Source organism: Faecalibacterium intestinale, from assembly GCF_040096575.1.
Taxonomy (GTDB): Bacteria; Bacillota; Clostridia; order Oscillospirales; family Ruminococcaceae; genus Faecalibacterium; species Faecalibacterium intestinale.
Map to the genome: position 1 here is coordinate 1 of NZ_JBBMEN010000042.1, position 7,254 is coordinate 7,254.

Sequence of the window (7,254 nt, forward strand, 5' to 3'; positions counted from 1 at the left end):
AGCGACCAGATACGGGGCTATGAGGTGGGCGCGGTGGACTACATCACAAAGCCCTTTGTGATCGGGGCCTTGCAGCGAAAAATCAAAGCCATGTTCGCCATGCTGGAACACCACAAACCGGCCAAGGACATTTACGACGACGGGCGGTTGTTTCTGGACTTCTCGGAGCAGACGGCTTCCTTAAACGGCAAGCCCCTGACTCTATCCCCGATGGAGTACAAAATGCTGAACCTGTTTCGTAAAAATCCCCGGCAAGTGCTGACCCGTGGGCAGCTTTTGGAAAAGCTGTGGGATATAGACGAGCGGTTTGTGGACGAACACACCCTGACAACCTCCATCAGCCGTATTCGCAGCAAGATTGAAGCCGACGGCGGCGCACCCTACATCAAGACCGTTTACGGCATGGGGTATCAATGGACGGGAGGCGAGGTAAAATGAAGTTTCAAAACCTCTCGGTAAAGCGGCTGTTTGGCCGGGTGGCAATGGAGCTTGTCCTCTCCATGTCCGGGATCACCATAGCCCTGTTTCTTGTGACAAAACAGATTGCGGTGCTGCTGACAGGCGGGACGCTGCTGCTGTGCGCCCTTGTGGGGATTTTTGTACTGACGCAGGCGTTTGGAAAGCGGCTGTCGCAGTTTACCGCTGACCTGTGCCAGACCTTAGACCACATGATCGCCGGGAATGAAGCGCCCCAGCGGCCAGAGGACAGCGAAACCCAGCTTGCCAGAATCGGGCACCGGCTGGCAAGGCTTTACCAGATCATGCAGGAGAACCGCCGCCGGGTGGACGAGGAACGGCAGGAGTTACAGACCCTTGTATCGGATATTTCCCATCAAGTGAAAACGCCGGTAAGCAATCTGAAAATGGCGACGGACACCCTGCTGGAAAAGCCCATGACCGAGGCGGAGCGCACCGACTTTATCCGGGGAATCCGCAGCCAGACGGATAAGCTGGACTTTCTCTTTCAGGCCCTTGTGAAAACCTCCCGGCTGGAAACGGGCGTGATCCAGTTGAACAAGAAACCGGGCCGCCTCTTTGATACTGTGGCGCAGGCCATGAGTGGGATCGTGTATGCAGCGGAGAAAAAGGAAATCGCTGTGTCCGTGGACTGCCCGGAGGATTTGACCGTTTTCCATGACAGCAAGTGGACATCCGAAGCCCTCTTTAACCTGCTGGACAATGCAGTGAAGTACACCCCGGCAGGCGGGAAAATCGCCGTGTCAGTGGTGCTGTGGGAAATGTATGTGGAGGTCAAAGTGACCGACACCGGCAAGGGCATTTCCGAAAGCAATCAGGCTGCCATCTTCCGGCGCTTCTATCGTGAGGAAGAAGTACACGAACAGCAGGGCGTGGGCATTGGCCTGTATCTGGCCCGCGAGATCGTAACGCGGCAAGGCGGCTATATCAAAGTGGTTTCGGAGCCGGGCAAGGGTTCAGAATTTTCCATTATGCTGCCGACAAAATAAAACGCGGCGGACGGCCATTTCCGGCTGCCCGCCGTAAATTTTTTTGAAATGTCCGAGCGTTGTAACATTTCACCTCGATTTTCAATGAAATTTTTTGGCCGCTGTAACATTTCGCGGACATTTAGGTTTTACAATACCCTTATCAAATATGGAGGTGATACAACTATGACATGGCCTTTTGAAAATGACACCAGCGCCATTACAAAGAAGCTGGCGCAAAGAAGCTTCAAAGCCAACAAATTACGAAATATTGTTGCTGTAATAGCAATCGTTTTAACATCAATGCTTTTTACTTCTGTAACGACTTTATGTGTTGGAGCGATCCAGTCTATACAGACAACTATTTTGCAAATTAGGGGAACCAGCCCATCCACTGGTACATCTGTAAATTGGATTGCCATAATAGCAGCCCTGTTTTTTATTATGATTTTTGTAATAACGGGCTATTTGCTCATTCGCAATATTTTTGAGATTTCTGTTGTTCAAGAAATAAAGAAATATGGCTTATTAAGAACAATCGGAACAACGGAGAAGCAAATCAAGCGAATTGTTTATAAGCAAGCATTTTGGCTGTCTATAATTGGTATATCTATTGGGTTGATTTTAGGATATATAGTAGGAATACTTATGCTTCCGTGGATTCTTAATTTTATGAAAGGCGAGTATCACAATCTTTCTGTGAACTTGAGTTTTAATCCTATTATTTTTGTCGTTGCCGGGATATTTAGTGCGATTACTGTTTGGGTGAGCATAAAGAAACCATTCAAAATTGCAGCTACGATTTCGCCCATTGAGGCAACCAGATACTATGAAAAAGACAATTATCATAGTGCCAACAAGAATCGTCTTTCGTTTAAGAATAGAATAATAGAAATGGCATGGAGAAATTTAAGAAGAAATTCAAAGCGTACCATATTTATCGTCTTATCCATGATACTCTGCATTATTCTCCTAAACAGTGCAATCGCAATCGGAAATAGTGTTGATGTTAAAAAATATGTATCTTCTGTTACCTCATTTGATTTTGTTGTGGCAAGCCCAAACACATTTTCTAATGTGCAAGGTTTTCGATTTAAAGATGATTCTGTTAGTAATGAAATCATATCTGATATTGAAAATAATATTCCTGTGCTGAACGGAAGTCGAATTTATAAAAACACTTTGGATGATGTCAGTGTTACTTATGATTATGGTAGTTTGGTCACGGAAGTATTAGACGAATACACAGAAGATAATCACCTTATACGAAGTGGTATGGTTGATGGCAGAACTTATCCAGTAAAACTCGGTGTTGATTATCGACCTCTTTGCAATATTTACGGGGTAGAAAAATCAATACTTCCTAAATTGAATTTCATTGAGGGAGAAACAGATATACAGCAACTAACCTCATATTTGGAAAGTGGAAACTATGTTATAGAAATTTCAGCGATCAACCCAAATGAATCTCCTGAATTTCTTTGTCCGCTCAATCAGGAAGTTACCATTTACAAAGATGGATTGCCTTATAAAACGGTTTCGGTAATTGCGCGTGCAGTGGTTGATTTTTCATTGGTAGAATCTCCGGGTAAGAATGTTGGCTACACTGATGTTGGCGGCGATTGTCCTATTTTCTATATGAGTAATGAGATGTTTGTGGAATTGTATAACAATCCAGCCATAATGAGTTATGTGTTTGATGTGGAAAAAGAACACTTTTTGCCAGCGACCGAGTACATCAATTCTTTGCCTACCGTTGAATACGCATCGTCTGAAACATTGGCACAAACTATGAATGGATTAAAACAAACTATTTTTATCATAGGTGGCCTTATTGGGTTTCTATTAGGAAGTATCGGGCTTGTGAATTTTTCCAACATCATTATAACGGGCATTATAAACCGGCAACGGGAATTTGCTACATTAGAGAGCATCGGAATGACGAAAAAACAAATTAACAAATTGACCGTATTGGAGGGATTGTTTTACGCATTTCTGATTTGTGTAATGGGTTTACCTCTCTCTCTTATTGTTGCAAATACAATTCTTCCTACTTTCTTTAATCAACCTGACTTATGGCTGTTTACAATACAGCCTACGATTTTCCCGTTGATATTAGAGGGAATTGTTATTTGCGTTGTGGCGATTATAGTTCCTCATGTTTCGTTTCGCTATTTTAGAAAAACAAGTATTGTAGCTCGATTAAGGGTAGTTGAATAATAATTTTGAAATGTCCGAGCGTTGTAACATTTCACCCCGATTTTCGATGAAATTTTTTGGCCGCTGTAACATTTCGCAGACATTTGGGTTTTACAATGACCTTATCAACAAAAGTGAGGAGGCGTTGCAATGGAACTGACCCCGACCATGATTTTGAATCTGGCGCTGCTGATCGTCCCGCCCGTTGCCCTTGTGCTGGCGTTCTGGCAAAGGCTGGCCCAGCACATCCGCTGGACGGTTGCCTTGACTGCCCTCTGCGATGTTCTCCTGTTTTGGGATGAACTGTTCTACTATGAGAGCTTCGGACTGTTCGCTGTGCTGATTCTGGTACAGTTGGCGGCCACCGGCGCAGCAGCGTTCCGCATTTACAACAAACAAAGAAAGGATTGAATTTTATGAGAATTTTACAGACTATCGACCTGAAAAAGTATTACGGTACAGAGCCGAATATCACCCGCGCCCTTGACGGCGTGAACTTCTCTGTAAATGACGGCGAATTTGTGGCCGTTGTGGGAACCTCCGGCAGCGGCAAGTCCACCCTGCTTCACATGATGGGCGGGCTGGACACCCCTACTTCCGGCAATGTGATTGTCCGGGACAAAGAACTGTCGAAAATGAACGACGAACAGCTTACCATCTTCCGCCGCCGCAACATCGGCTTTATCTTCCAGAACTATAACCTTGTTCCTATCCTGAATGTGTATGAGAACATCGTCCTGCCGGTGGAGCTGGACGGGGACACGGTGGATCAGAAGTTTTTGGACGAGATCGTTCACCTGCTGGGGCTGGAAGATAAACTGAAAAATATGCCGAACAATCTTTCCGGCGGCCAGCAGCAGCGTGTGGCTATCGCCCGCGCCTTGATTACCAAACCGGCTATTGTTCTGGCCGACGAGCCAACCGGCAACCTTGATAGCAAGACCAGCGCCGAGGTGCTGGGGCTTATCAAGCGCACCAGTGCAGAGTTCCGGCAAACTGTTGTGATGATTACCCACAACAACGACATTGCCCGCCTTGCAGATCGGATTGTCCGCATTGAGGACGGCAAGATTGTGGAGTAAGGAGGTGGCAGGCTATGACATGGCCTTTTGAGAATGATACCAGCGCCATTACAAAGAAGCTGGCAAAGAAAAGTTTGCAAAGCGAGAAGCGCCGGAATCTGATGGTGGTGATTGCCGTTGCACTGGCGGCGTTTCTAATCTGCTTTACGGGAATTGTGTCTACCTCCCTGACACAAATGCAGCGCAATCAGGTTGTCGATACTTATGAGGCGGTCTGGCTGGGCGTGGAGGAAAACGACATTGAAACCCTGAAAGGACTGCCGGAGTTTGAGCGTGTAGGCGGCTACTATATGCTCGGTGAGGAACTTTCAGAACAGGGCTATCATGCGTCCTATGTGTATTGTGACACACAAATGATGGAGATTACCAAGGCGCAGATGGAGTTATTAGAGGGCCGGGTTCCTGAAAAAGCAAATGAAATTGTCGTAAGCAAATACTTTCTTTCCACCTATGGAAACAATGCCAAGATCGGGGACACTGTGACCTTAGACACCGAGAGTTTTCATGGTGATTATGTCGTTACCGGCATTATGAACAGTGTAAATGAAAAGGAAGCGAATACCTGCGCGATCATTCTTTCCAAAGCTGCCCTAACAGAATGGAATGAGTTTGACCCGGCTGGCTATCGCGCCTATGCCCATTTCAAAAACAGCGATCAGTTGGGTGAGGAACTGATGACCTCTTATTGCAGGGAGATTGCAGAGGAATATCAGCTTCCTATGCCCAAAATGAACAGTAAGTATTTTGCCTATGCTTCTAAATCCTTTGATTTTGCACTGATGGCAGGTGTGATTGCCCTTGTTCTGATTGGCGGCTATATTGTGATCCAGAGTATCTTCCGTATCTCCATCAATGACAAAATCCAAAGCTACGGGCAGCTTCGGACGATTGGTGCGACACCAAAGCAAATCAAGCGGATTGTAAAGAACGAGGGACGCAAACTCGGCAGTATCGGGATTCTGATTGGCACAGTGCTGGGCGTATGCGGCGGTTTCCTCCTGTTTTCCAAGGGTTTTAACGCTGTTTCCTATGTGGCAACGGTTATTTTAACGCTTATAAGCAGTTGGATCATGGTATCTGTTTCCATCCGTAAGCCGGTGAAAATTGCGGCAGGGATTTCCCCCATTGAAGCCGTCCGTTTTACCCCGGCGCAAAAGGACATCCGCAGCCGCAAAAAGAATATCAAGCTCAATCCTATTTCAATGGGAATTGCAAATTTTAGGCGTGACCGAAAAAAGACCGTTGCTATTGTAGCCTCATTGAGTTTGGGCGGAATTATCCTGCTTGTGGTATCCTCCATTGTTTTGCTGCGCTCACCAGAGGCGCTTGCAAGACAGTTTTTCCCAGACGGCGACTATAAAATTTATTTGGATTCTGAAATGACAGAAGAAAAGGTTATGGCAGCGGGAAATCCATTGAATGAGGAATTAAAGCAGGAAATCTTATCTATTGATGGCGTTACAGATATAATTCCAAGCAGGCAATCTCTCCATGCAACTTATAAAACAGAGATTCATCAAGCTGGTGGTATGTGCGATATGCTGACCGACCAGAATTATGCGGTAGTTGAAGCGGCTCTGACAGAGGGAACCATGCCAACAGATTCCCGTAGTATTGTAATTGACTATAATGTGCTAAAGCAGAATGAGGATATGGGTGTTGGTTCAACGGTTGAGATTTCTTTGGGAGAAGAACAGCCATCCGTTTCTGTTACCATATCGGGGTTATACGCTCCTGCAAAGGTATATTCAGGACATGGCAGGATGCACTTAGATGGGGCAACTCTTTTTGCACCAGAAGCGTTGTTCCACGAACTGCACCCGGAAATCACCTCTTTTGACTATTCATGGAGCATTGTAAATGACCCTAAAAAAACGGACTATGTAGGAGCTGAATTGAAAAATATTGTTGCCAGCCATAGTAATATTGCCTTAGATGAAATCAATACAGTGATTGAATATGAAGAAATGACAAATTCTTTTGCGTTTGGCAGTATGGAGGTACTGTCATGGCTGGTATTTCTCTTTGGCGTTATCAACCTGATTAACACGACACTCTCTAACCAGATCGCCCGAAAGCAGGAAAACAGTATTCTGCGTTCTATCGGCCTAACACAAAAACAGCTATGTAAAATGAACATCTGTGAGGGGCTGTGCTATGCGCTCTTTGCAACATTGGCAACGCTGATCGTTGGGCTTCCGGCTTCCATCTTTGCTTGCAGAAAAATGAGTGTAGGTGCTTTTGCCGGAAATGTAGTGCCTTATCAATTCCCGGTTTTGGAAATGGGGCTGTTCATTCTGGTATTGTTCGGAATGGAGCTAATCTTGTCTGTATGGACAATCCGCAGACAGAAAAAACAATCTCTGATTGAACAAATGCGGGCAATGGAATAACCGTATGGGATCGGCGGGGCGGCGTGTGCTGCCCCGCTTTTTTCGTCATTTCTCAAAGAAATTTTTGAAATGTCCGAGCTTTGTAACAATTCAGCCTGTTTTTTTGTCGAAATCAAAGGCACCTCGGACATTTAT

At 45.5% G+C, this 7,254-nt stretch carries 6 protein-coding genes; all 6 read left to right on the forward strand.

Annotated elements, in window-relative coordinates:
- On the forward strand, window positions 1–438 hold a 438-nt coding region (locus WMO20_RS13995), incomplete at its 5' end, for a response regulator transcription factor (protein ID WP_349187265.1).
- Window positions 435–1,466, forward strand: a complete 1,032-nt coding sequence (locus WMO20_RS14000) for a sensor histidine kinase (RefSeq protein ID WP_349187266.1) — start codon at window positions 435–437, stop codon at window positions 1,464–1,466. The genes WMO20_RS13995 and WMO20_RS14000, both read left to right, overlap by 4 nt.
- A gap of 165 nt (window positions 1,467–1,631) precedes the next feature.
- Entirely contained in the window at window positions 1,632–3,665 is a 2,034-nt protein-coding gene (locus tag WMO20_RS14005) for an ABC transporter permease (protein WP_044960748.1), read from the forward strand.
- Between the two features lie 129 nt (window positions 3,666–3,794).
- On the forward strand, window positions 3,795–4,055 hold the full coding sequence (locus tag WMO20_RS14010) for a hypothetical protein (protein ID WP_005927561.1): 261 nt from the start codon (window positions 3,795–3,797) through the stop codon (window positions 4,053–4,055).
- A gap of 5 nt (window positions 4,056–4,060) precedes the next feature.
- Window positions 4,061–4,726, forward strand: a complete 666-nt coding sequence (locus WMO20_RS14015; RefSeq protein WP_005927557.1) for an ABC transporter ATP-binding protein — start codon at window positions 4,061–4,063, stop codon at window positions 4,724–4,726.
- A 14-nt stretch (window positions 4,727–4,740) separates the two neighbouring features.
- Entirely contained in the window at window positions 4,741–7,119 is a 2,379-nt protein-coding gene (locus WMO20_RS14020) for an ABC transporter permease (protein ID WP_349187267.1), read from the forward strand.
- The last annotated feature ends 135 nt before the right edge of the window (window positions 7,120–7,254 follow it).

Coding starts and splice junctions, on each gene's coding strand:
- WMO20_RS14010 (WP_005927561.1), top strand. CDS start 3,795: ATGGAACTGACCCCGACCATGATTTTGAATCTGGCGCTGCTGATCGTC.
- WMO20_RS14020 (WP_349187267.1), top strand. CDS start 4,741: ATGACATGGCCTTTTGAGAATGATACCAGCGCCATTACAAAGAAGCTG.
- WMO20_RS14005 (WP_044960748.1), top strand. CDS start 1,632: ATGACATGGCCTTTTGAAAATGACACCAGCGCCATTACAAAGAAGCTG.
- WMO20_RS14015 (WP_005927557.1), top strand. CDS start 4,061: ATGAGAATTTTACAGACTATCGACCTGAAAAAGTATTACGGTACAGAG.
- WMO20_RS14000 (WP_349187266.1), top strand. CDS start 435: ATGAAGTTTCAAAACCTCTCGGTAAAGCGGCTGTTTGGCCGGGTGGCA.